This window comes from Clavibacter davisi (assembly GCF_052751415.1).
Genome location: NZ_CP199882.1, coordinates 2,707,532 through 2,733,428, shown reverse-complemented (window position 1 = coordinate 2,733,428; position 25,897 = coordinate 2,707,532). Strand labels below are relative to the sequence as shown.

Here is a 25,897-nt window from a genome sequence, read left to right as displayed (position 1 = left end):
CTAGGCGGGCTTCCCGGTCTCGGCCGCGTGCTGGCCGGTCGGCGACGGCACCGTGTGCGAGCCCTCGGGCGAGGGCCGCCCGGCGAGCAGGTCCCGGATCTCGATGAGCAGCTCGGTCTCGGTCGGCGGCACGTCCTTCGGCGTGGCCTCCTCCTCGGCCTTCTGCTTGGCGAACGCCACCTTCTTGAGGTGGTTCACGGGCAGCACGAGCGCGAAGTAGACGACGGCCGCGACGATGAGGAAGTTGAGGACCGCGGCGATCACGGCGCCGAAGTAGATGGTGGCCTCGCCGCCCGACGCCTTCGGGATCCCGACAGGCAGAGCCTCCGCGAGGTCCTTCGCGTCGAAGAGCGCCCCTATGACCGGGTTGAAGACCGACGTGACGATGGCCGTCACGATCGCGGTGAACGCGGCGCCGATGACGACCGCGACCGCGAGGTCGATGACGTTGCCGCGGAGGATGAACTCCTTGAAGCCCTTCACGGGTGCTCCTGTCGTGCGGGCCGCCCGATCAGGTGGACGGCGAGGACGGACCGGAGCCCGAGGACGCGGGACCGGAGGGGGTGCTGGGGGCCACGGTACCGGAGCCCTGGCCCGTGGTGCCCGACCCGGACGACCCCGAGGAGTCGGACGACGAGGACGACGAGGACGACGAGGACGACGAGTCAGACGAGGACGACGACGAGTCGGACGACGAGGACGACGACGCGTCGCCCGACTTCGCCGACGACGACCCCGACGACGACCGCGACCGCTTCGCCGCGTCCTCGGTGCGCGAGTCGTTGCGGTAGAAGCCGCTGCCGGTGAAGCTCACGCCCACCGCCGCGAAGAGCTTGCGGAGCTTGCCGCCGCACACGGGGCACTCGGTGAGGGAGTCGTCGGTGAACGCCTGCACGATGTCGAAGGCGTTGCCGCACAGCGTGCAGCGGTAGGAGTACGTGGGCATGGGTCCCTAGAAGGAGTGGATGAGGGTCGGGGTCACGATGCCGTCGACCGGCATGTCGTGCTTCTCCCGCGGGAGCTCGTCGACGAACTCGGCGTCGAACACCACAGCGTAGACCGGGGGACAGGCCTCCATGGATCCGAGGGTCTTGTCGAAGTAGCCGCGGCCCCAGCCCATGCGCATGCCGCCCTGGTCGACCGCGGCGGCGGGCACGATGATCAGGTCGACGTCGTTGATCGCGATCGGACCGAGCAGCTCACCCACCGGCTCCGGCAGGCCGAACAGGCCCTCGGTCTCGGTGCCGTCGCTGACGACCCAGTCGAGCAGGCCGTCGTCTCGGGACACCGGCAGGAGCACCCGGAGGCCGTCCGCGTGCAGCCGCTGGAGGAAAGGCCGGGTGGTCGGCTCGTCGACGGTGGAGAGGTAGCAGGCGACGCGACGCGCGTCATGGTTCGCCACCAGCTCGGTCAGCCGGCTGGTCAGCCCGTGGGCCGCCTCGTCGCGCTCGGTCGAGGTCATCTGGCGACGACGCTCCCGCAGCTGGGCCCGCAGGGCCCTCTTCTCGTTGGGGACATCGCTCGGCATGGGTCGAGTCTAGGTAGCTTTTGTGGATACGCTCGATCGCATGGTCACCCACATCACGAAGGCTGTCATCCCCGCGGCGGGGCTCGGGACGCGGTTCCTGCCCGCCACGAAAGCGATGCCGAAGGAGATGCTGCCGGTCGTGGACCGCCCGGCCATCCAGTACGTGGTGGAGGAGGCGGTGGGCGCGGGCCTCCACGACGTCCTCATGATCACGGGCCGCAACAAGACCGCCCTCGAGAACCACTTCGACCGCAACGCCGAGCTCGAGGCCACCCTCCAGCTCAAGGGCGACGACGCCAAGCTCCGCAAGGTCAACGAGTCCACCGACCTCGCCGACATGCACTACGTCCGCCAGGGCGACCCGAAGGGCCTCGGCCACGCGGTGCTCCGCGCCGAGATGCACGTGGGCCGCGAGCCCTTCGCCGTGCTCCTCGGCGACGACATCATCGACAAGCGCGACGTGCTCCTCTCCCGCATGATCGAGGTCCAGCTCGAGCGCGGCTGCTCCGTCGTCGCGCTCCTCGAGGTGGATCCCTCGCAGACGCACCTCTACGGCGTGGCCACGGTCGAGGCGACGGACGACGACGACGTCGTGCGCATCACCGGGATGGTCGAGAAGCCGGCCGCCGGCACCGCGCCGTCCAACCTCGCGATCATCGGCCGCTACGTGCTGCGCCCCGAGGTCTTCGACGTGCTGCACAAGACGGAGCCCGGCAAGGGCGGCGAGATCCAGCTCACCGACGCGCTCGAGAAGATGGCGGCCGCTCCCGAGTGGACCGGCGGCGTCTACGGCGTCGTCTTCCGCGGCCGCCGCTACGACACGGGCGACCGGCTCGACTACCTGAAGGCCATCGTGCAGCTCGGCGTCGACCACGAGGACCTCGGCGAGGGCCTGCGCGAATGGCTGCCCGAGTTCGTCAAGACGCTCGAGCGCTGATCCGCGCGCACGGCGGTCGGCCCGCCTCCGGGGATCCGCTCCGCGCGGCATACCCGGCGCGCGGCGCCACCCGACCCGGTCGGGCCTAGGCTCATGGACGTGCCGCAGACCGTACCCACCATGCGGGACGGGCGCATCTCCGTCCGCCCCATCCGGCTCCGCGACTCGCGGGCCCTCGAGCGCTCGCTGCTCGACAACCGCTCGTGGCTCCGCAAGTGGGAGGCGACCAGCCCCTACGCGCCCATGGCGTTCGACACCCGCGCGAGCATCCGGTCGCTCCAGGCCAACGCGCGGGCGGGCCTCGGCGTGCCGCTCGTCATCGAGTACGACGACGAGTTCGCCGGCCAGCTCAACGTCTCGTCCATCGCCTACGGCTCGCTCTCGAGCGCGACCATCGGCTACTGGGTCGGCCAGGACTTCGCCGGCCGGAACGTGACGCCCACGGCCGTCGCGCTCGCCACCGACCACTGCTTCACCACGCTCGGGCTCCACCGGATGGAGATCTGCATCCGCCCGGAGAACGCCCCCAGCCTCCGCGTCGTGCAGAAGCTCGGCTTCCGGTACGAGGGCCTGCGACGCCGCTACATCCACATCAACGGCGACTGGCGCGACCACTTCTGCTTCGGCCTCGTGGTGGAGGAGCTGTCCACCAGCGTGCTCGACCGCTGGAAGCAGGGCGGCGTGGACCCGGAGTGGTCGCGCGTGCCCGACGCCGACGTCGAGGCGGCCGCAGCCCCGCTCGCCGTGCAGCGCCGCATCTGACCCGGGATCCGGCGCCGGTCCGGCTGCCGGGCGGGTCCGGCCCGCGCCTGCGGATGCGCCGGTCCAGCGGTGGACACGCGGCGCGCTTCCCGCGCCGTGCGCCCCCGACCTCCTAGCCTCGGGACATGCAATCCGGCGGCATCATCATCGCGCTCTCCGCGGTGCTCTGGCTCGCCTACCTCCTGCCCACGTGGCTGCACCGGCGCCAGTACATGGCGACCGAGCGCAACGCCGTGCGGCTGCAGCAGACCCTGCGGATCCTGGCCGAGACGGCCGAGGTCCCCGACGCGGTGCGGGCCGAGACCAGCGCCCGCAGCGTCGTCGAGCAGCAGCGCGCGCTCCGCCGCGCCGCCGAAGAAGCCGAAGCCGCCGCGCGCGCGCGAGACGCCGCCGCCCAGCGCGCCCTACCGAAAGTGGCCCCCGTGTCCGCAACGTCGCCCTCCGCCGCCACGCGCCTCCGCCGCACCCGGCTCGTCGCCACCGCGATCCTCGCGCTCGCCCTCGTGGGCGTCGTCGCCGGCATCGCCCAGGTCGCCGGCGGTGCCGCGTGGACGCTGCTCGTGATCTCGTCCCTCGCCACCATGGGATCGCTCGCGATCCTGCAGCGCATGTCCCAGGTCGCCGCCGCCCGCCGCCTCCAGGCGCCCGAGGCCCGGCCGCGACCCCAGACCGGCTTCACCGACTTCCACGAGTCCGCCGAGCAGCCCGCCGCGCCCGTCGCCGAGCGCGAGGAGGGCGAGTCGTGGACCCCCGTCCCCGTCCCGAAGCCGCTCTACCTCTCACGCTCGCAGGCGCCCGGCCCGCGACCCGGCGCCGGCAACGCGCCGCGCACGCCGCTGTCGCCCGTCGAGGAGATGCGCCGCGCCGCCGCCGCGTCGGAGGAGACGCTCCGCCGCGCGCACCTCGAGCCCGAGGTCGCGCGCCTGTCCGCCGAGGAGGAGGCCGCGCCCGCCGCATCCGCCGCTCCGCTCGCGCCCGCCGCGCGCACCGCTCCGGACAGCCGCTTCTCGCGCATGGGCATCGTGGACGACGCCGAGCCCGGCATGGGCGACCTCGACGAGGTGCTGCGGCGCCGCAGGGCCGTCGGCTGACCCCTCGTCTCCGGGCCGCGCGGTTCGGAGGGCTCCCCGCGACGTGGTAGTCTCGTGGAGTTGTCAGGGCCTATGGCGCAGTTGGTAGCGCGCCTCGTTCGCATCGAGGAGGTCAGGAGTTCGAATCTCCTTAGGTCCACAAGAACCCCGCTCCGGCGGGGTTTTTGCTTTCTCCCGACCCGTCCGCGGGCTGCCACGGGAGGTGCGCCCGACCGGTGACCGCGGGGGATCCCGGCCGAGCCGACGGGCAGCGCGCACGCGGTGATGACGGGGATGACGGGGATGACGACGCTGCACGCCCCGCCGATCCGCAGTGCGACGTTCACCCTCACGTCCTGTGAGGGATGTTCCCGAGCGCCCTCCGAGCCTCTTAGCCTTCCCCCATGAAGACACGAAGAGGCCTCACCACTGCACTGCTCGGACTCCTCCTCCCGGTCGCGCTCGCGGCGGCAGGAGCATCGGCTGCCTCGGCCTCCGCAGCCGACCCGGGCGCCGTCGCGCGCACCTCCGCCGCCTCGACCGCCGCGACGGCCGCCTCCGGGTGGCTGCACACCGACGGCGGGAGGATCGTCGACGCATCCGGATCCACGTACACCATCCGCGGCGCCGCCTGGTTCGGGCTCGAGTCGTCGGGCTGCGTCCTCCACGGGCTCGACAAGATCACGCTCGACAGCGGCATGAAGCACCTCCACGACATGGGCTTCACCACGGTGCGCCTCCCGTACGCCAACGAGTGCCTCCACGCCTCCAGCACGGCCGACTGGCTGAACGCGAACCCAGACCTGCGGGGCCTGTCCCCGCTGCAGCTCATGGACCGCGTCATCGCCTCCGCCAAGGCCAACGGCCTCAACGTGTTCCTCGACCAGCACCGTCCCACCACGAGCGGGCAGTCCGAGGTCTGGTACACGTCGGACCTCCCGGAGTCGCAGTGGATCTCCGACTGGAAGATGCTCGCGGACCGCTACAAGGACGACCCGACGGTCATCGGCGTCGACCTGCACAACGAGCCGCACGGCCAGGCATCCTGGGGCACGGGCGACACGGCCACCGACTGGCGGCTCGCCGCCGAGCGCGGCGGGAACGCGGTGCTGTCGGTCAACCCGAAGCTGCTCGTCATCGTCGAGGGCACCGACAAGCAGCCCGACGGCTCGGGCACCTGGTGGGGCGGCGCCCTCGGCGCCGCGGGCGACAAGCCGGTCCGGCTGAGCGTGCCGAACCGCGTCGTCTACTCCCCGCACGACTACCCGTCGAGCATTTCCGGCCAGTCGTGGTTCAGCTCGCCCGAGTACCCGAAGAACCTCACGAGCGTGTGGGACACCCACTGGGGCTACCTCGCGAAGACCGGCGTCGCCCCCGTGCTGCTCGGCGAGTTCGGCACCCGGCTGGAGACCACGAGCGACAAGCAGTGGCTGTCCACCCTGGTGTCCTACCTGCAGACCACCGGCATCAGCTCGTCGTTCTGGTCGTTCAACCCCGACAGCAATGACACGGGCGGGCTCGTGAAGAGCGACTGGGTGACCCCGGAGCAGGCGAAGCTCGACGCGATGGCGCCGATCCTGCACCCGGCGGCATCGTCGGGTTCGGGTTCCGGATCCGGCGCCAGTTCCGGCTCGGGATCCGGTTCCGGTGCCCAGCCCGCTCCGCAGCCGCAGCCGCAGCCGCAGCCGGCACCCGCCACGTCGGGCGCCGTGGCGGCGACGTGGCAGCCGGGCGGTTCCTGGTCGTCCGGCTACGTGGCCGATCTCGACATCACCGCGAAGTCCGCCGTCTCCGGGTGGACCGTGTCGTGGGCGAGCTCCGGCACGACCTCCGTCGGGAACAGCTGGGGGATGCGCTGCGGTGTCGCCTCCGGCACGGTGACCTGCACGGGCGCGGACTGGGCAGGTGCGCTGTCCGCCGGCCAGACCGTGCACGTCGGCCTGCAGGCGGCCGGTGGTCCCGCTCCGAGCGCGCCGCAGCTCACCGTCACGAGCCGCTGACCTCCACCTCACCACGGCGCCGGTCGTCGGGCTCCCACCCGGCGGCCGGCGCCGCCGCTCGTTAAGATCGGTCAGTGCCCCGCCCCGCGATCCCGTCCGTGACCATCGCGACCCCGGAGGTGCGGGCGCTCCGCGCCGACCTCGAGGCGGCGCCCTTCACCCTGGCCTCGGCGCTCGGCGTCTGGGGCGACGCGGCCGGGCAGGCCCTGCACCGCGGCAACCGGATCCCCGCCCGCCGCGCCGTCGCCGCTGCGCGCACCGCGGACGGCCTCCCCGCCCCCGCCGCGCTCGCAGCCCTCTTCGTCCTCGGCGACGCCGTGGACGCCGCCGACCTGCGACGCGCACTCCCGGCGCTCGGCCTCGACGGTGCCGCGCGCCTCGGGCTGGTCGAGGTCGACGGCGACCGCGTGCGCCCGGCCGTCGACCTCCGGCCCTACGGCTTCATCGACGCTCACGGCGTCGGCGAGTGGTGGATCGCGTCCGACCTCGGGGAGCTCGCCACGGGCGGCGCCCTCGACGAGGACCACGTGCTCGGCGTCGGCGGCGCGTCGGCGACCCTCAGCGGCCTGATGATCTCCACCCCGGTCGCGAACGCGCTCGACCTCGGCACCGGCTGCGGCATCCAGGCGCTGCACGCCTCCCGCCACGCCGACCGCGTGGTCGCCACGGACATCTCCGCGCGCGCGCTCGCCTTCGCCGCTCTGAACGCGGCGCTCAATGGCGTCACGACCATCGAGCTCCGCCTCGGCAGCCTGTTCGAGCCGGTCGCGGGGGAGCGCTTCGACCACATCGTGTCGAACCCGCCGTTCGTGATCACCCCGCGCGCCGACGGCGTTCCCGCGTACGAGTACCGCGACGCCGGGCTCGTGGGCGACGCGCTCGTGGAGGGGGTGATCGCCGACCTCGCCGACCACCTGACGCCCGGCGGCGTCGCGCAGCTCCTCGGCAACTGGGAGCACCGGGCGGGGGAGCCGGGCCTCGAGCGGGTGGCGGGCTGGCTCGACCGCGCCGCGGCGCGCACGGGAGCCGGCCTCGACGCGTGGGTGGTGGAGCGCGAGGTGCAGGACGCCGCGCTCTACGCCGAGACGTGGATCCGCGACGGCGGCACCCGCGCCGGCACACCGGAGTCCGAGTCGCTCATGGGCGCGTGGCTCGACGACTTCGCCGCCCGCGGGGTGGACGCCGTCGGCTTCGGCTACCTGACCCTGCGTCGTCCCGCCGCGGGCGCGCCGACGCTCCGCCGCCTCGAGCGCCTGCCCGGCGGACTCGGGCACAACCCCACCGGTCTGGGTGAGCACCTCGCCGCGTCGCTCGCCGCGCACGACGGCCTCGCGCTCCTCGACGACGACGCGCTGGCGGCGACCGCGCTCGTGGTCGCGGGCGACGTCACCGAGGAGCGGCACCACTGGCCCGGCGCCGAGGACCCCACCGTGATGATCCTCCGCCAGGGCGCCGGCTTCGGCCGCGAGCTGCCGCTCGACACCGGGTTGGCGGCGCTCGTGGGGGCGTGTGACGGCGAGCTCACCGTCGGAGCCATCGCGGACGCCGTGGCGCAGCTCACGTCCGTGGATGCCGCCGCCCTGCGCGCGGAGCTGCTGCCGCGGATCCGCGCGCTCGTGGCCGACGGGTTCCTGCTGCTGCCGGACGCGGCGGCGGACGCGGATGCGGGACAGGGCGCCGCCCGCCCAGGCGACGACGCCTAGGATCTCCGGGTGACCCGCCGAACCGCCCGCCCCGCCGCCCGCCCCGAGATCCTCCGCGCCGCCGTGCTCGACGCCGCGCTCGTCGTCGTCTTCGTCCTCATCGGGCGCGCCAGCCACGGCGAGGACCTCGCGCCGTCCGGCGTGCTCGGCACCGCGTGGCCGTTCCTGGCGGCGGGCGTCGTGGGCTGGATCGTGGCGCGCGCCTGGCGCGCGCCGTCCCGCATCGTGCCCACGGGCCTCGTGGTGTGGGGCGTCACGGTCGTCGTCGGCATGGTGCTGCGCGCGCTCACCGGGGAGGGCGTGGTGGTGCCGTTCGTGATCACGACCGCGATCATCCTGGGGATCCTGCTCCTCGGCTGGCGCGGCATCGCCGCCGTCGCCGTCCGCCGCCGGGCGCGCGCCTGATCCGAGTCGTCGCGGCTCCGGCGCCGGTCGCGACTAGGCCGCCGCCTCCATCACGGCGATGAGCGCCTTCGCGTAGGCCTCCTCCGCCTCGAGGTCGCGGTGCTCGACCTCCTCGCCGGCGATGACGACGAACACCACGTGAGCGCCGTCCTCGGCCCCGCCGATCTCGCGTCGCAGCGAACGGAAGGCGCCGCCGAGGAGCGCCCGCAGCTGGTCCTCGCGCGGGAGCCACAGGCTGTCCTCGAGGGCGACCGAGTCGAGCGCCCACTCGGTCGTGCCGTTGAAGCCGAGCACCGTCCCGGTCGCGTGCTCGTGCGCCTCGATGGTGAGCTCGCTGATGGTGAAGACGTCCGACTCGAAGCCCTGGCCGCGGATCCGGAACCGGTCGCCGGGCTCGGGCTGCCACTCGAGGCCGAGCTCCAGGAGGGTCGTCGCGTGCGCGGTGGAGATCATCCGTGCAGTATGCCCGGCCCTCCCGGGCGTCGCCTCCGCGGGTGGGGGAATGCCGGTGCATTAGATTCGGGGCACCGACCGCGGCCGCCGACCGCCGCCGTCCGGGACCGGGAGGACCATGCGCGCGACAGTCAAGGACGTGGCCGCGCGCGCCGGCGTCTCCCCGAAGACCGTCTCCAACGTGATCACCGGCCGTGTCGCCGTGAGCCCCGCCACCCGCGAGCGCGTCGAGCAGGCGGTGGCCGCGCTCGACTACGTGCCCAACCTGTCGGCCCGCGGGCTCCGCAACGGACGCACGGGCGTCATCGCCGTCGCGCTGCCGGACCTCGGCACGGCCTACTCCGCGGAGCTCGCGCACCACCTGGTGGAGGTGGCGCACGAGGCCGGGTACAGCATCCAGATGGAGGAGACCGGCTCGCGGCCGGACCGCGAGCGCGACCTCATGTCCCGCGCGCGCGAGCACCTGGTCGACGGCCTGATCCTCAACCCGGTGCTGCTGTCGCAGAGCGCCATCGTGCGCGCGGAGTCGCTGCCGCCCGTCGTGGTCATCGGCGAGGTGGAGCAGGAGATCGCCGACCGGGTGGGGGTCGACAGCGTCCAAGCCTCCTACGACATGACGCGGTTCCTCCTCGGCACCGGTGCCCGGCGCATCGCCGCCGTGGGCACGGCCACGCGCGAGGAGTCGGCGGCGGGCGACCTCCGCCGCATCGGCTACCTGCGGGCGATGGAGGAGGCGGGCGAAGCGCCGATCGAGATCGACCGGACCGGGTGGAACAGCGCGTCCGGCGCCGAGGCGGTCGACGCGTGGCTCTCCAGCGGGAACCCGCTGCCCGACGCGCTGTTCTGCTTCACCGACGGCCTGGCCTTCGGCGCTCTGCGGGCGCTCGCCGACCACGGGATCCGCGTGCCCGAGCAGATCCAGGTCGCCGGCTTCGACGACGTCGACCAGTCGCGCTTCTCGATCCCGACCCTCACGACAGTGCACTTCGACATCCGCGCCTACGCGGAGGCGGCGGTCGCCCAGCTCGTGCGGCGCATCGAGGAGCGCGAGGGACCGCCCGTGCACGTCGTGATCCCGCACCGCGTCGTCGTGCGCGGCAGCACGCGCTCGACGCTCGTGGGCTGATCGCTCCGCCCCGGTCCGCGCCGACCCCCGAGATCGACCCCGGAAACGTTGCGCTCGCCATTACAACGATGTAATGATCGTCGCATCACGAAGGAGTGGTCAATGGATCCTGTTGAGGGAAAGGCCGGGGCGCGACCCACGGCGTGGTCGAGGCGTCAGCTGATCATGGGCGGCGCGGCCGCCCTGGGCGGCGCGTTCCTGGTCGGGGGTCTCTCCGGCTGCGCGCCCCAGGTGGCGGCGGCCGGCGGCATCGTCGACCTGAAGTACTGGCACCTGCTGTCCGGCGGCGACGGCATCCGCATGACGGAGATGGTGCGGCAGGCGGAGGCGACCAGCGGCGACTTCGACGTCACCGCCACGGTCCTCGCCTGGGGTCAGCCGTACTACACGAAGCTCGCCATGGCCTCGGTCGGCGGCCGCGCGCCCGACGTCGCCGTGATGCACGCGGCCCGCGTCCCCGGCTTCGCGCCCGGCGGCCTCCTCGACCCCTGGGACCTCGACGTGCTCGCCGAGCTGGGCGTCACCCAGGCCGACTTCGAGCCGCGCGTCTGGGACAAGGGCGTGGTGGACGGGAAGCTCTACTCCATCGCGCTCGACAGCCACCCGTTCGTGATGATGTACAACACCGACATCGCGGGCCAGGCCGGCCTCCTCGGCGACGACGGCCAGCTCGCCCCCCTCGACTCGCCCGAGGCCTTCGCCGACGCGATGCGCGCGATGCAGGGGATCACGGGCGTGCACGGCCTCAGCTACGGCTACCTCGGCGACGGCACCCAGATGTGGCGCCTCTTCTACACGCTCTACAAGCAGATGGGCGGCGAGATGGAGCTGCCCACGGGCGGCCAGGTCGTCTACGACCGCGACAAGGCCCTCACCGCGATCGAGTTCATCCGCACGCTCCTCGACGGCACCATCGCGACCGCGAGCGGCGACGCCGGCACCGCCATCGCCGAGTTCGCCGGCGGCAAGAGCGGCGCGATCTTCACGGGCGTGTGGGAGCTGCCCACGTTCCAGACCGCGAAGCTGCCCTTCGACGCGATGCCGATCCCGACCCTCTACGGGACGCCCGCGTCCTTCGCCGACTCGCACGCGTTCGTGCTCCCGCACCAGAGCGCACCCGATCCGGACAAGCGCCGCAAGAGCTACGAGTTCGTGACCGACCTCCTGAAGAACTCGCTCCAGTGGGCGGGCGCCGGGCACATCCCCGCGTACAAGCCCATCATCGACAGCCCGGAGTACGCGGAGCTGCTGCCGCAGGCGCACTACGCGTACGCGGCCGAGCAGATCGAGTACGACCCGGTGGCGTACTTCACCGGATCCGGCTCGGACTTCCAGACCTTCTTCGCCGAGAACATGCAGAACGTGTTCCTCGGCCGGCAGGATCCCGCGGCCGGCCTCGACGCGTTCATCGGGCAGATCGACGCGCTGCTCGCCAAGCCCAACCCCCTGTAGCGGGCCGCGGCCGCTCCCCGCGGCCCGGCGCCCCATCCTGCGAAACGACGAAGGAGTCCACTCGTGACGACAGCTGCACCACCCGCCCCGGTCGCGCCCGCGACCGGACCCGCCTCCCCGCCTCCCGTCGCGGGCCGCCCGAGCCCGAGGCCGCGCGCGAAGGAGCAGATGCAGGGGATGCTCTTCATCGCCCCCTTCGTCGTCACCTTCCTGCTCTTCCTCGTGTGGCCGGTGCTCTACGGCTTCTACCAGAGCCTCACCGGCCAGAGCCTGACGGGCGCGAACGGCGGCTTCATCGGCTTCGCCAACTACGCCGAGGCGTTCGGCGACTCCCAGATGTGGCGCTCCCTCGGCAACACCGTGGTGTTCACGGTCGCGAGCACCGTGCCCCTCCTCCTCGTCGGGCTGGTCCTCGCGCTGCTCGTGAACCTCGGGCTGCCCGGCCAGTGGCTGTGGCGCCTGTCGTTCTTCCTGCCGTTCCTGCTCGCGTCCACCGTGGTGTCGCTCTTCTGGTTGTGGATGTACAACCCGCAGCTCGGGGTGGTGAACGCGATCGCCGGATCCCTGGGCCTCCCGCAGCCGGCCTGGCTGCAGGACCCGTCCCTCGCCATGGCGAGCGTCGTGATCACCACCGTGTGGTGGACCGTCGGGTTCAACTTCCTCATCTACCTGGCGGCGCTGCAGAACATCCCCGACCAGCAGTACGAGGCCGCGGCCCTCGACGGCGCCGGGAAGTGGCGGCAGCTGTTCTCCATCACGATCCCGCAGCTCGCCCCGACGACGGCGCTCCTCGCGATCCTGCAGGTGCTCGCGTCGCTCAAGGTCTTCGACCAGATCTACCAGATGACCGCGGGCGGCCCCGGCGGCGCGACCCGGCCCATCGTGCAGTACGTCTTCGAGACCGGGTTCACCGGCTTCCGCTTCGGCTACTCGGCCGCCATCTCCTACATCTTCTTCGCCCTGATCGTGGTCATCTCGATCGTGCAGCTCACCGCCACCCGGAGGAAGCCATGACCACCGCCACCCGCCCCGCCTTCTCCGCCGGCACGCTGGCCCGCAAGCCGGCCACGACCTCGGCCGCCCGCGCGGGGCGCACGGGGACCCCGCGGTTCGCGCCCTCGCGCATCGCGGCGCTGCTGATCCTCCTCGTGCTCGCGGCCGCGTGGCTGCTGCCGTTCCTGTGGGCGGTGCTCACGTCCTTCAAGTCCGAGACGGACGCGGCGGCGTTCCCCGTGACGCTCTTCCCCGCCGGCGGCTTCACGCTCGACGCCTACGCCTCGGTGCTCAAGGGCGGCACCATCCCCCTGTGGACGTGGAACAGCCTGCTCACGAGCAGCGTGATCACGGTGGTGGCGGTCGTGTTCTCCGCGCTCGCCGGCTACGCGCTCAGCCGCATCGACTTCCGCGGACGCAAGGTGCTGATGGGCGCGATCGTGGCGTCGATCATCGTGCCCCCGCAGATCCTGATCGTCCCGCTCTTCTACCAGATGCTGTCGTTCGACCTCATCGACACCCTCTGGGCGGTGATCCTGCCGCAGCTCGTGCACCCGGCCATGGTCTTCATCCTGAAGGCGTTCTTCGACCAGATCCCTATCGAGCTGGAGGACGCGGCGCGCGTCGACGGCGCCGGCCGAGTGCGCGTGTTCCTGCAGATCGTGATGCCGCTGTCGCGCCCCATCCTCTCGGCGGTGGCGATCTTCATCTTCATCGGCGCGTGGAACAACTTCCTCTGGCCGTTCATCGCGACCAACGACTCGAGCCTCATGACGCTCCCGGTCGGGCTGCAGACGGTGAAGAGCGCCTACGGCATCCAGTACGCGCAGAACATGGCCTCGGCCGTGCTCGCGGCGCTGCCGCTGATCGTGGTGTTCCTCTTCTTCCAGCGCCAGATCATCAAGGGCATCTCGACGACCGGGTTCGGCGGGCAGTGACCCGCACGACGACGGCCCGCCCCGCGCGATGCGGGACGGGCCGTCGTCGTCGTGGCGGAGCGACGGTCAGCTGACGGGGCCCTCCGTGAGGGTGACCTCGGCCGTCTTCTGCGCGCCGGCCGCGGTGGTCCAGCCGAGCTTGATGCGGTCGCCCGGCTTGTGGCCGGAGACCGCGGTGCTGAGCTCGGACGCGGAGGCGACGGGCTTCCCGTCGACCGAGGTGACGACATCGCCCTGCGCGAGCCCGGCCTTCGCGGCACCGGATCCGTCGACGACGCCGGAGAGCGGCGCGCCCGCGACGGTGCCCGGCTGGTTCGCGAGCAGCACGCCGAGGAACGCCGGGTAGCCGATCTTCACGGTGCCGGACTCGACGCCGCTCTCGATCTGCTTCGCGATGGACATCGCGCGGTCGATGGGGATGGCGAAGCCCGTGATGTCGGCGGATCCGCTCGAGGCGGCCGTGTCGATCCCGACGACCTCGCCGTCGGCGTCCTTCAGCGGTCCGCCGGAGTCGCCGGAGACGATGGGCGCGTCCGTCTGGATCATGTCGGTGAGCGTCTCGCCGGCCGCCGTGCCCTCGGACTGCGTCGTCACCGACTGGCCGAGAGCGGTGACCGCGCCGGACGCCGCCGTGAGCGTTCCCGTGCCGCCCGCGTTGCCGACGCCCGTGACGGCCTCGCCGACCTGGACGCCGTCGGAGTCGATCTTCGCCGGGGTGAGGCCGGATGCGCCCTCGAGCTTCAGCACGGCCACGTCGTTCGTGGCGTCGGTGCCGACGACCTTCCCCACGTACGCCTTGCCGGTGGACTCGACGGTGACGCGGATGCTCGTGGCGCCGCTGACGACGTGGTTGTTGGTGAGGATGGTGCCGTCGGACGACAGGATGATGCCGGTGCCCGCGCCCGCCGCGTTCTCGTAGGTGAGGGCGGAGTCGACGGTGACGACGCCGGAGATCTGGTCGGCCGACGCCTCGGGGGAGGTCTCCGAGGCGCCGGTGCCGGATCCGGAGCCGGATCCGCGCTGATTGCCGGAGCCGCCGTCGGATCCCTGCCCGGTGCCGCCCGTGCCGCGTCCGTGGCCGTGGCCCTGCCCGGGGACGAAGGAGCCGGGGTCCTGGACGCGGGAGTCGCCGGCCGCCGTGGAGTGGCGCCCGAGGTCGGCCATGAAGCCGACCGCGGTGCCGCTGCCGAAGGCGAGGAGGAGGGCGAGGGCGGAGGCGCCGGCGATGAGCCCGGTGCGGAGGCCGCGGCCCATGCGCTTCGGCGGGACGGGGTGGCCCGCGGCGTCCACCTGCAGGGGGCGGCCGAACGCGTCGGTCGCGGGCGCGGGCCAGGGCGATCCGGCCGGGGCGCCGTGCCCGACGGACGGCGACGCGGTGGCGTAGGCGGCGGTCGGGGCGGCGGGGCCGGCCGCGGCGGGTCCGGTCGGGGCGGCCCAGGCAGCGGTGCCGGTGCCGGTGCCGGTGGTGGAGGTGGGAGTCGCGTCGGTGGGAGGCGTGGTGGCGGAGGTGGGAGTCGCGTCGGTGGAGGGCGCGGGGGTGGTCGTGCCGGCGTCGCCGGCCGGGGCCTCGTCCGGACGTCCGGTCGGCTCCTGCGGTGTCTCGTTCATGACGGTCCTTCGTGTCTCGGGTGGCCCGGTGGGGGCGATGAGGAGATCACACCGCCCGTCCCTATGAGCAGCCCATGACGAGCACGAGCGTCGGCCATGGATCGCGGCACCCCCGGCGCCCGGCCCGGCGCCCGCCCCGCGCGTAGGCTCGACGCATGGAGCAGAGAAGCCTCGGCAGGACCCATCGGAACGTCTCGGTCATCGGACTCGGGACCTGGCAGCTCGGCGGGGACTGGGGTGACGTCGCCGAGGACGACGCGCTCGCCGTGCTCGATGCGGCGGCCGACGCGGGCATCACCTTCTTCGACACCGCCGACGTCTACGGCGACGGCCGCAGCGAGACGATCATCGGATCCTGGCTCCGTGCGCACCCGGGCTCCGGCGTCACGGTCGCCACGAAGATGGGCCGCCGCGACGCGCAGGATCCCGCGAACTTCACCCTCGACCGCTTCCGCGAGTGGACCGACCGCTCGCGCCGCAACCTCGGGGTCGACACGCTCGACCTCGTGCAGCTGCACTGCCCGCCCACGCCCGTCTTCTCGAGCGACCGCGTCTACGACGCCCTCGACGAGCTCGTCGCCGACGGCGCCATCGCGTCCTACGGCGTGAGCGTCGAGACGACCGACGAGGCCCTCCTCGCCATCGCGCGGCCGGGCGTCGCGAGCGTGCAGATCATCCTCAACGCGTTCCGCCTCAAGCCGCTCGACCGGGTGCTGCCCGCTGCGGCGGAGGCCGGGGTCGGCGTCATCGCGCGCGTCCCGCTCGCCTCGGGCCTCCTCAGCGGCCGCTACTCGGCGGACACGACCTTCGCCGAGACCGACCACCGCAGCTTCAACCGCAAGGGCGAGGCGTTCGACGTCGGCGAGACCTTCTCCGGCGTCGACTACGAGCAGGGCGTCACCGCGGCGCGCGAGTTCGCCGCGGCCGCGCACGAGGCCGCGCCCGACCTCACGCCCGCGCAGGTCGCGCTCGCCTGGATCGTGCAGCGCGAGGGCGTCTCCACGGTGATCCCCGGCGCGCGCAACGCGGAGCAGGCACGCGCCAACGCGCAGGCCGGCGACGCCCCCGCGCTCGGCGAGGTCTTCGAGCGGCAGGTGGCCGACATCTACGACCGGTGCTTCCGCGAGGCCGTGCACCCGCGCTGGTAGCCGCCCGCACGTGCGACGGCCCCGACCCGCTCTGCGCGGGTCGGGGCCGTCGATCGTGGGAGACCGCTACTGCAGCTTGTCGCAGGCGGACGACATCTGCGTCTTCAGGTCGGCGCTGAGGGGCTGGCCGACCCCGGGGGCGATCTGGTCGGCGAGGGCCGTGATCTGCTGGCCGGCCGCCGCGGCGCCGTTCTCGGGCGAGGCGGAGATCTCGGTGCCGAGGTCGCGGAACGCCTGGACGTCCGACTCCTCGAGCGTCGACTTGTCCTTGAGACCGCAGGCGATCTCGCGGGTCTTCGCGGCGATGGCCTCTTTGGATCCGGTCGCGGCGGCGTCGCCGGAGCCGGCGCTCGCGCTCGCGTCGGGCGTGGGGGCGGCGGCCTCGGCGGGGGCGCTCGCGGAGGCGGAGGGCGCGGGGGTGGCGGCGTCGTCGGCGGCGGGCGAGCTGCAGCCGGCGAGCGTCAGGCCGAGGACGAGCCCGAGCCCGGCGATCCCGGCCCGCAGGCGTCGCGTGGTCAGAGGGGTCTGCTGAGAGGTCATGCCCTCACACTATCCAGCCGGGCGGCTCCGTTTTCCGCGGGGGCGGGAACTCTGGGGTGCGGAGCGGACCCGCGCTGGCAGCCCGCGTGTCAGGTGACGATGGCGACGGGCTCCGTGTCCGGGATCGGCCCGGCGTCGCGTCCGCGGAGGTCCGGACTGTGGCGGTGGAACACGGCGGCGATCGCGGTGCCCGCGGCGAGCAGCGCGGCCGCCACGACGAAGGCGCCCTGCGCGCCCTGTGCGTCGATGACGAAGCCGGCGGCCGCGGACCCGAGGGCCGCGCCGATGAGCTGGCCGGTGCCGACCCAGCCGTACGCCTCGGCGGTGTCGCTGAACCGCACCGACGAGGACACGACCGCGAAGAGCACCGCGAGGGCGGGCGCGATGCCCACGCCCGCCAGGAAGAGGAACACGGAGAGCCAGGCGAACTGCATCCAGACGGCGGCGAGGGCCGTGCCGACCAGGATGATCGTGAGCCGCCGGGCCATGGCCCACGGGCTGATGGGGATGTGCCCGAGCGACAGGCCGCCGATGAGCGAGCCGACCGCGAAGATCGCGAGCACGAAGCCGGCCTCCGGGCCGCCGTGCCCGTAGACCGCGACGACGCCCGCCTCGATGGCGGAGCACGCGGCGATGAGGAGGAAGCCGACCACGGTGCTGAGGAGCACGGGCGGGCGCCCGAGCACGACGCCGAAGCGGCGCTTGCTGCGCGGGATGCGCACCCGGCCGAGCTCGGGGGAGGAGATGAACCACGCGCCGCCGCCGACCAGGAACGCCGCCGCGACGAGGATCCCGGCGCTCGTGTCGACCTGGATCGCGAGGAAGGTCGCGATGACGGGCCCGAGGACCCAGATGATCTCCTGTGCCGAGGCGTCGAGCGAGAACAGGGGCGTGAGCTGCTTGGAGTTGACCATCTTCGGGTAGATGGTGCGGACGGCGGGCTGCACGGGCGGGTTGGCGAGGCCGGCGACGAGGCCGAGCACCATGAAGACCGGGACCGAGGTGCCCGCGTCGCCGAGCGCCACGGCGACGACGGCGACGGTGCAGACGATGGACGTGAGGACGAGGACGGGCCGCATGCCCCAGACGCCCATCCACCGGCTGGTGAGGGGACCGGCCACGGCCTGGCCGATGCTCGTCGCGGCCAGCACGAGGCCGGCTGCGCCGTACGAGTCGTGGATCCGCTCGACGTGCATGAGGAACGCGAGCGAGAGCATGCCGCCGGGGAAGCGCGCCACGAGCTGGGCGGCGATGATCCGGCCCACGCCGCGGGTCTTGAGGAGGCTTCCGTACGTGCTCACGAGGGTCAGATCCTACCGTTCGTGAGGCATCCGCCCGCAGCCCCGGGCGCCACCGGACAGGGATGTCGGGGGACCTCCGTAGCCTGTGGAACCTGTGGACAAGTCCGCGGAGTTGTCCACACCTGTGGACGACACGCCCACTACATATGGGGTTGGGCTCGGCCGGGGGCCCGCATATATAGTGATGGGACCGCGGGACACCCCGCCGCCTTTGCTCCCCGGAGCCGGGCGGATGAGGGCCCGCCGAGCATTTCCCCTGGTGAGGACCAGGGCTGGTGAGGCACATGGCGCGGCGGGCACGACCCGCACCGCGTCGCCGCCGACAGCAGGACGGTCCGCAGCCGATCAGGGCGGACGACGAAGACGACGAGGAGCAGAGTGTCCATCACCGTAGTGAAGCGCGACGGCACGCGGGAGCCGTACGACGCGAACCGCATCAACCTGGCCATCGAGGACGCCACGCAGGGCCTCGATGAGAACATCGGCTGGGTCACGCAGATCGCGTCCGAGCTGGAGATCACCCTCTTCGACGGGATCACCACGCAGCAGCTGGATGAGGCGGTCATCCAGGTCGCGCTCCAGAACGTGAAGGACGACCCGGCGTTCGACACCGTCGCGGCGCGCCTCCTCCTCAAGACCATCTACAAGCGCGTCCTCGGCGACTACTCGTCGCCCGAGGAGCTCAAGCGCCTCCACGCGGAGCACTTCGCCCGCAACATCCAGCGCGGCGTCGACGAGATGCTCCTCGACTCCCGCCTCGTGCAGCTGTTCGACCTGGAGCGCCTCGCCCAGGCCCTGGAGCCCGCGCACGACGAGCTGCTCAAGTACATCGGCGTCGTCACGCTGAACAACCGCTACGGCATCAAGGGCCGCAACGGCGACGCCCTCGAGGTGCCCCAGTACTTCTGGATGCGCATCGCGATGGGCCTCACGCTCAACGAGCAGGACCCGACCGCGACCGCCATCGCCTTCTACGAGAAGATGTCGAAGCTCGAGTACCTCGCGGCCGGCTCCACCCTCGTCAACGCGGGCACCATCTACCCGCAGCTCGCGAACTGCTTCGTCATGGAGATGCAGGACGACATCGAGCACATCGCGAAGACCACGCGCGACGTCATGTGGCTCACCAAGGGCACGGGCGGCATCGGCCTCTCCGTCTCCAAGCTGCGCGCGCAGGGCTCGCCCATCCGCTCGAACAACACCACCTCCACGGGCCCCATCCCGTTCATGCACACCATCGACTCGGTGCTCCGCGCCGTCAGCCGCGGCGGCAAGAAGTTCGGCGCCCTGTGCTTCTACATGGAGAACTGGCACCTCGACTTCCCCGAGTTCCTCGACCTGCGCCAGAACTCGGGCGACCCGTACCGCCGCACCCGCACCGCCAACACGGCCGTGTGGATCAGCGACGAGTTCATGAAGCGCGTCCAGAACGACGACGACTGGTACCTCTTCGACCCGCTGGAGGTCTCCGACCTCAACGAGCTGTACGGCAAGGCGTTCTCGGAGCGCTACGCGTTCTACGTCGGCGAGGCCGAGGCCGGGCGCATCCGGATGTTCAAGCGCATCAAGGCGCGCGAGCAGTTCAAGTCGATCCTCATCTCGCTCCAGACCACCAGCCACCCGTGGCTGACCTGGAAGGACACGATCAACAACCGCGCCCTGAACAACAACACGGGCACGATCCACCTCTCGAACCTCTGCACCGAGATCACGCTGCCGCAGGACGAGGACAACGTCTCCGTCTGCAACCTGGCGTCCATCAACCTGTCGCAGCACTTCTCCGACGGCAAGATCGACTTCGCGAAGATCGAGCAGAGCGCCCGCCTCGCGGTGCGCCAGCTCGACAACCTCATCGACATCACGCGCTCCAGCGTGAAGGAGGCGGACTTCTCCAACCAGCAGAACCGCGCGGTGGGCCTCGGCGTCATGGGCTTCACCGACGTCGTGGAGAAGCTCGGCTTCTCGTACGAGTCGGAGGAGTCGTACGACCTCATCGACGAGATCATGGAGCACGTCTCCTACGCGGCCATCGACGAGTCGGCCGATCTCGCCAAGGAGCGCGGCGCGTACCCGAACTTCGCGGGCTCGCGCTGGTCGGAGGGCCTCGTGCCGCTCGACTCGATCGCGCTCATGGAGGCCGACCGCGGCGTGCCCGTCAAGGTCAACCGCACCACGCGCCTCGACTGGGACGCGCTCCGCGCCAAGGTCAAGGGCGGCATGCGCAACGCGACGCTCATGGCGATCGCGCCCACCGCGTCCATCGGCCTCGTCGCCGGCACCACGCCCGGCCTCGACCCGCAGTTCTCGCAGATCTTCAGCCGCTCCACCTCCTCGGGCAAGTTCCTCGAGGTCAACCGGAACCTGGTGAAGGACCTGCAGGAGCTCGGCCTCTGGGAGACCGTGCGCGAGAGCATCCTGCGCAGCCAGGGCGACATCCAGAACATCGCCGCCATCCCGGACTCGGTCAAGGCCACGTACCGCACGAGCTTCCAGCTCTCGCCGTACGCGTTCCTCGAGGTCGCGGCCCGCGCGCAGAAGTGGATCGACCAGGCCATCAGCCGCAACATGTACCTCGAGACGCGCGACCTCGGCGACATGATGGACATCTACTTCGCCGGCTGGGAGCGCGGGGTCAAGACCACGTACTACCTGCACATGAAGCCGCGTCACACCGCCGAGCAGTCGACCGTCAAGGTCGACAAGTCGCAGGACGCCGACGGCACCAAGCGCAAGGGCTTCGGCGGATTCGGCGGCGGCGCTCCCGCGGCCGTGCCCGCCACCGCGGCTCCCGCATCCACCGCGACCGCGGACGCCCCGGCGCCGCAGTCCGCTCCGGCGCCCCGCAAGGGCTTCGGCTTCGGCGGAGTGGGAGGTGCACGCTGATGAACGACGACACGTTCGGCGACTACGTCGTCCCCATGGACCCCATGGACGAGCTCCAGTGCGACTCCTGCCAGTAGGCAGGACCGCCGCAGCGGGTCGCGCAGCCCGCGCGGCGCGACCCGCCCCCACACGAACGACGAGCTAGAAGCAACAGGGAAGAAGAAGCAGATGTCGAAGATCCTCGGCACGGGAATCCAGGAGGGCCTCCTCCTCAAGCCCGTCAACTACCAGTGGGCCATGGACCTGTACGACCAGGCCGTCGCCAACACGTGGTTCCCCAACGAGATCCAGCTCGGCGAGGACATCGCGGACTTCAAGAAGATGACGGACGAGGAGCGCCACGCGATCACGTTCCTCATGAGCTACTTCAACCCGAACGAGCTCCTCGTGAACAAGGCGCTCGCGTTCGGCGTCTACCCCTACATCAACGCGCCGGAGTGCCACCTCTACCTGGCGAAGCAGATGTGGGAGGAGGCGAACCACTGCATGTCGTTCGAGTACGTCCTGGAGACGTTCCCGATCGACCGCGAGGCCGCGTACAACTCCCACGTCGACATCCCGTCGATGGCCCGCAAGGAGGAGTTCGAGGTCAAGTTCATCAAGCGCATGACCGAGCAGACCCTCGACATCACCACCACCGAGGGCAAGAAGGACTTCGTCCGGAACCTCGTCGCGTACAACGTGATCCTCGAGGGCATCTGGTTCTACTCGGGCTTCATGGTGTCGCTGTCGTTCCGCCAGCGGAACCTGCTGCGCAACTTCGGCTCGCTCATGGACTGGATCGTGCGCGACGAGTCGCTGCACCTCAAGTTCGGCATCAACCTCATCCTCACGGTGCTCGAGGAGAACCCCGACCTGCAGACGGAGGAGTTCGCCGCCGAGATCAAGCAGATGATCCTCGACGCCGTCGAGATGGAGGAGCAGTACAACCGCGACCTCCTGCCGAACGGCATCCTCGGCCTCAACGCGAACTACATCAACCAGTACGTGAAGTACCTGGCCGACCGCCGCCTGGAGGAGCTCGGCTTCGAGGCCGAGTACAAGGTCTCCAACCCGGCGAAGTGGATGGCCACGGCGAACGACACGCTGCAGCTCGTCAACTTCTTCGAGTCGACCAACACGTCGTACGAGTCGAACGCGTCCGCCACGGTCGGCGCCAAGTAGGACCGCACCACCCGCCGCGGGAGACCGCGGCGCCGCACCATCGCACCACCGCACCACCCGACGCCGCCCGCGCCGCGCATCCGTCGATGCCGGGGCGGGCGGCGTCGTGCCGCCGCCCGCATCACCATCGCCGCCATCGAGAGGGCCCATGGACCAGCAGCACGACTCCGCCCCGCGTCACGTCGCCCGCGACGGGCGGGCCTACCGCACCGAGGTCGTGGGGTGGGACGACCCGCGCGGCGCCCGGATGCGCCGCGCCATGGAGGACGAGATGGACGTCCGCTACGAGGGTCGGCACGCCGACGACCCGGACTGGCCGGCGAAGGCCGCCGTCGCGTTCGCGATCGACCCCGCCGACGTCGAGGCGGTCGTGCTGCTCGTGCCGGAGGGCGACGATCGCGAGGCGGCCGCGCACGGCGTCATCCGTCGGCTGCGCGGCGAGCTGGAGCTGAAGAAGGTCGTCGTGGATCCGGCGCACCGCGGCACGGGGCTCGCCCGCGTGCTCATGGCCGAGCTCGAGCGGGTCGGACGGGAGCGCGGCGCGCACCGGATGATCCTGCAGACCGGCGACCGGCAGCCCGACGCCGTGCGGCTCTACGCGACGGCCGGCTGGCTGCCGATCGACGTGTACCCGCCGTACATCCCGGTCACGAACTCGATCTGCTTCGAGAAGCCGCTGCGCTGAGGGCGTCGTCGACGAGGAGGGCGAGCAGGTCGGCGAAGGCGAGGCCGTCGGCGGCGAAGCTGCGCGGGACCTGCGACGCGGCGGTGCAGCCCGGCGTCGTGTTCACCTCGTTGAGGACGGGGCCGTCCGCGGTGAGGAAGAAGTCGACGCGGACGACGCCGCGGCAGTCGAGCGCCTCCGCCATGCGGGTGGCCGCGTCGTGCAGGGCGGCCAGCTCCTCGGGCGCGAGCGGGGCGGGGATGGCGAAGCGGGCCTCGCCGCCGTACTTCGTCTCGGCGTCGAACACGCCGTCGGCGAGGATCTCCACCGCGGGGCCGATGCGCACCGCGCCGTCCGCGGCGCGGATGACGGGCAGGTCGATCTCGCGGCCCGACATCAGGTCCTCGACCAGCACGCGGTCGTCGACGGCGAAGGCGTCCGCGAGCGCGGCGGGCAGGTCTCCGGCGGACTCCGCGAGGCCGACGCCGTGGCTGGATCCGCCCACGGCCGGCTTCACGATGACCGGGTGGTCCCATGCGTACGCGGCCGCCGAGCCGCGCGTGAGCTGCACGCCGGGCGCGACCGCGATGCCGATCGAGGTCGCCAGGAGCTTGGTCTGCAGCTTGTCCATGCCGATGGCGCCCGCGCGCACGCCGGACCCGACGTAGGGGACGCCCGCGAGCTCGAGGAGCGCGGCGATCGTGCCGTCCTCCCCGTCCTGCCCGTGCAGCATCGGGATGGCGACGTCGCAGCCGGCGAGGACGTCGATCGCACCGGCCAGCGTGAGCGCCCGGCCGGACGCGTCGAGCCAGCCGTGGTCGCGCAGCAGGGTGAGCGGGACGGCGTCGAAGCGCGCCGGGTCGAGCGCGGCGGCGACGCCCGCGGCGGAGGCCAGCGACACGTCGTGCTCGGTGCTCCTCCCGCCGCCGATGACGGCGACGCGCGTGCATGCGGCGTCCCGGGCGGTGCGGGGGGCGTGGGGGGTTGCGGTCATGCGCGGATCTCCGTCCGGTCGCGGGGCGGGGCGGGGGTGCCGGATGCGTCGGCCGGGGTCGGGGCCGGGTTGACGGACGCGGACCCCACGTCGCCGTGCGTCGCGAGGGCGCTCCCGACGGCGGTGAGGACCTCGTGCGGGATGGTGCCGGCCCAGCGGGCCCAGTCGCCCGCGGTGGGCGCGCCATCGGATCCGTCGCCGAGCACGACGGCCTCGTCGCCGACCGAGTCCGCGGAGCCGGGGCCGAGGTCGACGACGGTCTGGTTCATGGACAGCACGCCGGCGACCGGCACCCGGCGGCCGGCGACCTGCACGGAGGCGAGCGGGGAGGCGGCCCGGGGGAGCCCGTCCGCGTAGCCGACGGGGAGCAGGCCGAGCATCGTGTCGCGCTCGGCGGTCCAGGTGCCGCCGTACCCGACGGACGTTCCCGCATCGACGCGGCGTACGTCCATGAGCGGGGCGCGGAGGGTCAGCGCCCAGCGGAGGCCGGCGGATCCGCTCGCGTCGATCCCGGCGAGGCCGGCGCCGATCCGCACCAGCGTGCCGCGCGAGGCGGGATCGAGGAGGGCGGCGGCGGATCCGGCGGCGTGGCGCTCCTCGGGATCCAGCCCCGCAGCGAGGAGGGCCTCCCAGGCGCGCTCGAAGGCCCGGCGCTGGGCCTCGTTCGCGGGAGCCGCCGGGCGGTCCGCCGAGGCCATGTGCGTCATGGCGCCGACGACGCGGATCCGGCCGCGTCGCTCGGCCTCGGCGGCGCGAGCGGCGAGGAGCTCCCAGTCCGCCTCGGGGAAGCCCTCGCGCGTGAGCCCGGTGTCGATCTGCAGGTGCACGCGGGGCGCGCCGTCCGCGTCGATCGCGCGTCCGAGCTCCGCGAAGGTGCCCACCGCCACGTCCACGCGGTGCTCGGCCGCGACCGCGAAGTCGACGACGGCCGTGTTCAGCCAGCTGAGCGCGGGCACGCGGATGCCGGCCAGGCGGAGGCGCACGGCGTGCTGCACGGCGGTCACGCCGATCCAGGTCGCGCCGCCCTCGATGCCCGCGCGCGCCGCGGTGAGCGCTCCGAGCCCGTAGCCGTCGGCCTTGACGACGGCCATGACGGGCGTCCCCGTCCACGCGGCGAACACCGCCGTGTTGTGCCGGATCGCGTCCGGGTGGACCTGGGCGCGCACCTCGCCTCGGGGGTCGTTCACGCGCCGTCACCGCCCTGCCCGGACGGGAGACCGTCCTCGAGCACGGGACTGCGCATCCCGCAACCCTAGGGGGTCGAGGGGTCGATCCCGCCTGCGAGCATGGGGGACATGTGGATCACCCTCACGCCGGCCGAGCTGGATCACGCCCTCCGCACCCGCGACGACGTCCGGGTCCTCGACGTGCGCTGGTCGCTCGGCGGCCCTCCCGGCCGGCCGCTGCACGAGGCCGGGCACATCCCGGGAGCCGTGTACGTCGACCTCGACGAGGAGCTGTCGCGGCACGGTGCGCCGGAGGAGGGGCGGCATCCGCTGCCGGATCGGGAGGCGCTGCAGGAGGCGGCCCGGCGCTGGGGGATCCGGACGGGCGACGTCGTCGTGGCGTACGACGGCGGGGGCGGCCTCGCGGCGGCCCGGGCCTGGTGGGTGCTGCGTGACGCCGGGATCGCCGACGTGCGGATCCTCGACGGCGCGCTGCCCGCCTGGACCGCGGCCGGGCTGCCGCTCGAGACCGGCCCGGTGGTGCCGGCGCCCGGCGACGTGACGCTCACCTCCGGGCTCCTCGCCGTGGTCGACGAGGCCGGCGCCGCCCGCGTCGCGCACGACGGCGTCCTGCTCGACGCGCGCGCGGGGGAGCGGTACCGCGGGGAGGTCGAACCGTGGGATCCGCGCGCCGGCCACATCCCCGGCGCCCGCAGCGCGCCCTCCTCGGACGCGCTCGACGCCGACGGCGCGTTCCGGTCGGCCGCGGAGCTGCGCGCGCGGTACGCCGGGCTCGGCGTGCCGGAGGCGGGGGAGGTCGCGGTGTACTGCGGGTCCGGCGTCAGCGCGGCGCTCGAGGTCGCGGCGCTCCGCATCGCCGGGATCGACGCGGCCCTGTACCCCGGATCCTGGTCGGCGTGGGCGAACCGGCCCGAGCTGCCGGCCGCGACCGGTGCGGAACCGGGCGGGCACTGACGCCGTCGCGGGCGGCACGTCGGGCGGGGACCGACGCCGTCGCGTGCGGCGCGCCGGGCGGGGCGAGGTCGCCGGGCGCGACGGCCG

24 protein-coding genes, 1 tRNA gene and 1 pseudogene are annotated in these 25,897 nt (G+C 72.6%); 17 read left to right on the top strand and 9 right to left on the bottom strand.

Translation table 11 applies throughout. The features are described 5' to 3' along the window. The gene (mscL, locus tag ACU4ZT_RS12915) at positions 1-483 is read right to left on the bottom strand and encodes a large conductance mechanosensitive channel protein MscL (RefSeq protein ID WP_063071414.1); all 483 of its coding nucleotides are present in this window, start codon (positions 481-483) and stop codon (positions 1-3) included. A gap of 113 nt (positions 484-596) precedes the next feature. Here mscL and ACU4ZT_RS12910 point away from each other — a divergent pair, with 113 nt between their 5' ends. After that, a complete protein-coding gene (locus tag ACU4ZT_RS12910; RefSeq protein ID WP_333720435.1) occupies positions 597-791 on the top strand; it encodes a hypothetical protein in 195 nt (64 codons plus the stop codon). A 14-nt stretch (positions 792-805) separates the two neighbouring features. On the opposite strand, the pseudogene ACU4ZT_RS12905 reads toward ACU4ZT_RS12910, so the two are convergent. Together ACU4ZT_RS12905 and ACU4ZT_RS12900 are read right to left on the bottom strand one after the other, a co-directional pair. Then, positions 806-946: pseudogene (locus ACU4ZT_RS12905) on the bottom strand (FmdB family zinc ribbon protein); the annotation flags it as partial. A gap of 6 nt (positions 947-952) precedes the next feature. Next, positions 953-1,528 carry a 5-formyltetrahydrofolate cyclo-ligase gene (locus ACU4ZT_RS12900; protein WP_063071416.1) on the bottom strand — a complete coding sequence of 192 codons (576 nt, stop codon included), beginning with the start codon at positions 1,526-1,528 and terminating at the stop codon, positions 953-955. Between the two features lie 40 nt (positions 1,529-1,568). Between ACU4ZT_RS12900 and galU the strand changes: the two genes are divergently transcribed. The 7 genes from galU (at position 1,569) to ACU4ZT_RS12865 (ending at position 8,405) form a co-directional block, all read left to right on the top strand. Next, positions 1,569-2,465 carry a UTP--glucose-1-phosphate uridylyltransferase GalU gene (gene galU, locus ACU4ZT_RS12895; RefSeq protein WP_063071417.1) on the top strand — a complete coding sequence of 299 codons (897 nt, stop codon included), beginning with the start codon at positions 1,569-1,571 and terminating at the stop codon, positions 2,463-2,465. Between the two features lie 93 nt (positions 2,466-2,558). Next, the gene (locus tag ACU4ZT_RS12890; RefSeq protein ID WP_063071418.1) at positions 2,559-3,227 is read left to right on the top strand and encodes a GNAT family N-acetyltransferase; all 669 of its coding nucleotides are present in this window, start codon (positions 2,559-2,561) and stop codon (positions 3,225-3,227) included. Positions 3,228-3,352: 125 nt separating this feature from the next. After that, entirely contained in the window at positions 3,353-4,318 is a 966-nt protein-coding gene (locus tag ACU4ZT_RS12885; RefSeq protein ID WP_063071419.1) for a hypothetical protein, read from the top strand. 66 nt (positions 4,319-4,384) lie between these two features. Further along, positions 4,385-4,457 (top strand) — tRNA-Ala (locus tag ACU4ZT_RS12880). Positions 4,458-4,701: 244 nt separating this feature from the next. Then, positions 4,702-6,297, top strand: coding sequence for a cellulase family glycosylhydrolase (locus tag ACU4ZT_RS12875; protein ID WP_445337318.1), 1,596 nt, complete (start codon positions 4,702-4,704; stop codon positions 6,295-6,297). A 74-nt stretch (positions 6,298-6,371) separates the two neighbouring features. Beyond that, positions 6,372-8,000: a DUF7059 domain-containing protein gene (locus tag ACU4ZT_RS12870; RefSeq protein ID WP_270979796.1), complete on the top strand. Its 1,629-nt coding sequence runs from the start codon at positions 6,372-6,374 to the stop codon at positions 7,998-8,000. Positions 8,001-8,009: 9 nt separating this feature from the next. After that, positions 8,010-8,405, top strand: a complete 396-nt coding sequence (locus ACU4ZT_RS12865) for a DUF3054 domain-containing protein (RefSeq protein WP_414749139.1) — start codon at positions 8,010-8,012, stop codon at positions 8,403-8,405. A 33-nt stretch (positions 8,406-8,438) separates the two neighbouring features. Here the strand turns inward: ACU4ZT_RS12865 and ACU4ZT_RS12860 are convergent, their stop codons facing one another. Next, complete coding sequence (locus tag ACU4ZT_RS12860) at positions 8,439-8,858, bottom strand: pilus assembly protein CpaE (RefSeq protein WP_270979793.1); 420 nt, start codon at positions 8,856-8,858, stop codon at positions 8,439-8,441. A 118-nt stretch (positions 8,859-8,976) separates the two neighbouring features. Here ACU4ZT_RS12860 and ACU4ZT_RS12855 point away from each other — a divergent pair, with 118 nt between their 5' ends. The 4 genes from ACU4ZT_RS12855 (at position 8,977) to ACU4ZT_RS12840 (ending at position 13,367) form a co-directional block, all read left to right on the top strand. Next, positions 8,977-9,984 carry a LacI family DNA-binding transcriptional regulator gene (locus ACU4ZT_RS12855; RefSeq protein WP_414749138.1) on the top strand — a complete coding sequence of 336 codons (1,008 nt, stop codon included), beginning with the start codon at positions 8,977-8,979 and terminating at the stop codon, positions 9,982-9,984. A gap of 102 nt (positions 9,985-10,086) precedes the next feature. After that, complete coding sequence (locus ACU4ZT_RS12850; protein WP_270979791.1) at positions 10,087-11,436, top strand: extracellular solute-binding protein; 1,350 nt, start codon at positions 10,087-10,089, stop codon at positions 11,434-11,436. A gap of 63 nt (positions 11,437-11,499) precedes the next feature. Beyond that, the gene (locus ACU4ZT_RS12845) at positions 11,500-12,450 is read left to right on the top strand and encodes a carbohydrate ABC transporter permease (protein ID WP_270979790.1); all 951 of its coding nucleotides are present in this window, start codon (positions 11,500-11,502) and stop codon (positions 12,448-12,450) included. Then, positions 12,447-13,367, top strand: coding sequence for a carbohydrate ABC transporter permease (locus ACU4ZT_RS12840; protein WP_063071426.1), 921 nt, complete (start codon positions 12,447-12,449; stop codon positions 13,365-13,367). Before ACU4ZT_RS12845 ends, ACU4ZT_RS12840 begins: the two co-directional genes overlap by 4 nt. Positions 13,368-13,433: 66 nt before the next feature. Here ACU4ZT_RS12840 and ACU4ZT_RS12835 read toward each other — a convergent pair whose 3' ends face one another. Next, positions 13,434-14,975, bottom strand: a complete 1,542-nt coding sequence (locus tag ACU4ZT_RS12835) for a S1C family serine protease (protein ID WP_445337317.1) — start codon at positions 14,973-14,975, stop codon at positions 13,434-13,436. 155 nt (positions 14,976-15,130) lie between these two features. Between ACU4ZT_RS12835 and ACU4ZT_RS12830 the strand changes: the two genes are divergently transcribed. Next, on the top strand, positions 15,131-16,123 hold the full coding sequence (locus tag ACU4ZT_RS12830) for an aldo/keto reductase (protein ID WP_270979787.1): 993 nt from the start codon (positions 15,131-15,133) through the stop codon (positions 16,121-16,123). A 66-nt stretch (positions 16,124-16,189) separates the two neighbouring features. Here the strand turns inward: ACU4ZT_RS12830 and ACU4ZT_RS12825 are convergent, their stop codons facing one another. Further along, positions 16,190-16,663, bottom strand: coding sequence for a hypothetical protein (locus ACU4ZT_RS12825; protein WP_270979785.1), 474 nt, complete (start codon positions 16,661-16,663; stop codon positions 16,190-16,192). A gap of 89 nt (positions 16,664-16,752) precedes the next feature. Then, the gene (locus ACU4ZT_RS12820; RefSeq protein WP_214582559.1) at positions 16,753-17,964 is read right to left on the bottom strand and encodes an MFS transporter; all 1,212 of its coding nucleotides are present in this window, start codon (positions 17,962-17,964) and stop codon (positions 16,753-16,755) included. Between the two features lie 378 nt (positions 17,965-18,342). Here ACU4ZT_RS12820 and ACU4ZT_RS12815 point away from each other — a divergent pair, with 378 nt between their 5' ends. The 3 genes from ACU4ZT_RS12815 to ACU4ZT_RS12805 all read left to right on the top strand — a co-directional run bounded on the left by ACU4ZT_RS12815 (position 18,343) and on the right by ACU4ZT_RS12805 (position 22,696). Then, positions 18,343-20,847, top strand: a complete 2,505-nt coding sequence (locus ACU4ZT_RS12815; RefSeq protein ID WP_445337316.1) for a ribonucleoside-diphosphate reductase subunit alpha — start codon at positions 18,343-18,345, stop codon at positions 20,845-20,847. A gap of 168 nt (positions 20,848-21,015) precedes the next feature. After that, positions 21,016-22,011, top strand: coding sequence for a ribonucleotide-diphosphate reductase subunit beta (locus ACU4ZT_RS12810; protein WP_012039117.1), 996 nt, complete (start codon positions 21,016-21,018; stop codon positions 22,009-22,011). Positions 22,012-22,159: 148 nt separating this feature from the next. Further along, positions 22,160-22,696: a GNAT family N-acetyltransferase gene (locus ACU4ZT_RS12805; RefSeq protein WP_063071431.1), complete on the top strand. Its 537-nt coding sequence runs from the start codon at positions 22,160-22,162 to the stop codon at positions 22,694-22,696. Here ACU4ZT_RS12805 and ACU4ZT_RS12800 read toward each other — a convergent pair. Continuing rightward, positions 22,659-23,669 carry a D-alanine--D-alanine ligase gene (locus tag ACU4ZT_RS12800; protein WP_270979774.1) on the bottom strand — a complete coding sequence of 337 codons (1,011 nt, stop codon included), beginning with the start codon at positions 23,667-23,669 and terminating at the stop codon, positions 22,659-22,661. The two genes, ACU4ZT_RS12805 and ACU4ZT_RS12800, sit on opposite strands and share 38 nt — an antisense overlap. Continuing rightward, on the bottom strand, positions 23,666-24,856 hold the full coding sequence (gene alr, locus ACU4ZT_RS12795) for an alanine racemase (protein WP_445337315.1): 1,191 nt from the start codon (positions 24,854-24,856) through the stop codon (positions 23,666-23,668). Before alr ends, ACU4ZT_RS12800 begins: the two co-directional genes overlap by 4 nt. A gap of 108 nt (positions 24,857-24,964) precedes the next feature. Between alr and ACU4ZT_RS12790 the strand changes: the two genes are divergently transcribed. Further along, complete coding sequence (locus ACU4ZT_RS12790) at positions 24,965-25,810, top strand: sulfurtransferase (protein WP_270979770.1); 846 nt, start codon at positions 24,965-24,967, stop codon at positions 25,808-25,810. Positions 25,811-25,897: the final 87 nt, after the last annotated feature.

What these genes read in the sequence shown, in the direction of transcription:
- galU (WP_063071417.1), top strand. Translation starts at nt 1,569, where the DNA reads ATGGTCACCCACATCACGAAGGCTGTCATCCCCGCGGCGGGGCTCGGG.
- ACU4ZT_RS12875 (WP_445337318.1), top strand. Translation starts at nt 4,702, where the DNA reads ATGAAGACACGAAGAGGCCTCACCACTGCACTGCTCGGACTCCTCCTC.
- ACU4ZT_RS12855 (WP_414749138.1), top strand. Translation starts at nt 8,977, where the DNA reads ATGCGCGCGACAGTCAAGGACGTGGCCGCGCGCGCCGGCGTCTCCCCG.
- ACU4ZT_RS12890 (WP_063071418.1), top strand. Translation starts at nt 2,559, where the DNA reads ATGGACGTGCCGCAGACCGTACCCACCATGCGGGACGGGCGCATCTCC.
- ACU4ZT_RS12850 (WP_270979791.1), top strand. Translation starts at nt 10,087, where the DNA reads ATGGATCCTGTTGAGGGAAAGGCCGGGGCGCGACCCACGGCGTGGTCG.
- ACU4ZT_RS12840 (WP_063071426.1), top strand. Translation starts at nt 12,447, where the DNA reads ATGACCACCGCCACCCGCCCCGCCTTCTCCGCCGGCACGCTGGCCCGC.
- ACU4ZT_RS12835 (WP_445337317.1), bottom strand. Translation starts at nt 14,975, where the DNA reads ATGAACGAGACACCGCAGGAGCCGACCGGACGTCCGGACGAGGCCCCG.
- ACU4ZT_RS12805 (WP_063071431.1), top strand. Translation starts at nt 22,160, where the DNA reads ATGGACCAGCAGCACGACTCCGCCCCGCGTCACGTCGCCCGCGACGGG.
- ACU4ZT_RS12830 (WP_270979787.1), top strand. Translation starts at nt 15,131, where the DNA reads ATGGAGCAGAGAAGCCTCGGCAGGACCCATCGGAACGTCTCGGTCATC.
- ACU4ZT_RS12825 (WP_270979785.1), bottom strand. Translation starts at nt 16,663, where the DNA reads ATGACCTCTCAGCAGACCCCTCTGACCACGCGACGCCTGCGGGCCGGG.
- ACU4ZT_RS12900 (WP_063071416.1), bottom strand. Translation starts at nt 1,528, where the DNA reads ATGCCGAGCGATGTCCCCAACGAGAAGAGGGCCCTGCGGGCCCAGCTG.
- ACU4ZT_RS12790 (WP_270979770.1), top strand. Translation starts at nt 24,965, where the DNA reads ATGTGGATCACCCTCACGCCGGCCGAGCTGGATCACGCCCTCCGCACC.
- ACU4ZT_RS12800 (WP_270979774.1), bottom strand. Translation starts at nt 23,669, where the DNA reads ATGACCGCAACCCCCCACGCCCCCCGCACCGCCCGGGACGCCGCATGC.
- ACU4ZT_RS12810 (WP_012039117.1), top strand. Translation starts at nt 21,016, where the DNA reads ATGTCGAAGATCCTCGGCACGGGAATCCAGGAGGGCCTCCTCCTCAAG.
- ACU4ZT_RS12860 (WP_270979793.1), bottom strand. Translation starts at nt 8,858, where the DNA reads ATGATCTCCACCGCGCACGCGACGACCCTCCTGGAGCTCGGCCTCGAG.
- ACU4ZT_RS12885 (WP_063071419.1), top strand. Translation starts at nt 3,353, where the DNA reads ATGCAATCCGGCGGCATCATCATCGCGCTCTCCGCGGTGCTCTGGCTC.